The organism is Bacteroides cellulosilyticus DSM 14838, assembly GCF_000158035.1.
Taxonomy (GTDB): Bacteria; Bacteroidota; Bacteroidia; order Bacteroidales; family Bacteroidaceae; genus Bacteroides; species Bacteroides cellulosilyticus.
Map to the genome: position 1 here is coordinate 538697 of NZ_EQ973492.1, position 853 is coordinate 539549.

General features: G+C 40.6%; 2 pseudogenes. Both read left to right on the plus strand.

Features of this window, described 5'->3' with window-relative positions:
• Window positions 1-84, plus strand: a pseudogene (locus tag BACCELL_RS27810) (YjbH domain-containing protein); the annotation flags it as partial.
• 56 nt (window positions 85-140) lie between these two features.
• Window positions 141-853: pseudogene (locus tag BACCELL_RS26985) on the plus strand (outer membrane beta-barrel protein); the annotation flags it as partial.

The window sequence follows — 853 nt, forward strand, 5'->3', positions numbered from 1 at the left end:
TTCAACCATTTGCATGCGCAGGTAGAATTGCAAAAAATGAAATATTTTACCGGCGGACTCATGTTTAGATTTACGTTGAAGTAAGTTTCGCCTGAAAAGTGAATAAGTATAAAGAGTTAAACAATAAAAACTAAAAAACAATGAAAAGTAAATTAGTAATATTATCTTTACTGTTGTCGGGAGCAGCTGTTGTTGCCACTGCACAAACTAAAGAGAAGTACTACAGTGAAAGCTGGAAGGACAATATCTTTATCAGTGTGGGGGTAGGTGCACAGGCTGGTACGAATCCTGACACCAAATTTGGTAAGACGGTGACTCCGCTGATCAACCTGTCAGTGGGTAAGTACATTTCTCCTATATGGGGAGTTCGTGGACAAATCTATGGTTGGCAATCAAAGCAGGAAACTGCTTATCCGTTCCTGGATTTGGATAATCGCAAAGAGCGTAAAGAAAACTATGTAGGTTTGAACGCCGACGCTATGTTGAACCTTACCAACCTGATTTGTGGTTATAACCCGGATCGTTTGTTTGAGTTGAGCGTATTTGCAGGTCCTTCGGTTAACATTGTGAAAAATTATGCAGATTGGCAATTGGGATATAAAACCGATGCAGGAGTAACGACTCCGAATGGAGATACGAAATATACTACAACGATTGATCCTGCAACTACTACACCTGTTAATCACGATTTACGTTGGTTAGTTGGTGCCAGTGTAGGTGTAGGAGCTAAATTTAATGTAAATAGATCTTTGGCTATCGACGTAGAAGCTCGCGGTCAGGTTACTCCGTCAATCTTGGGTGCTTATAGTAGCGCTAATACCGATGGTTATATTCATCTGACTGCAGGTGTTAC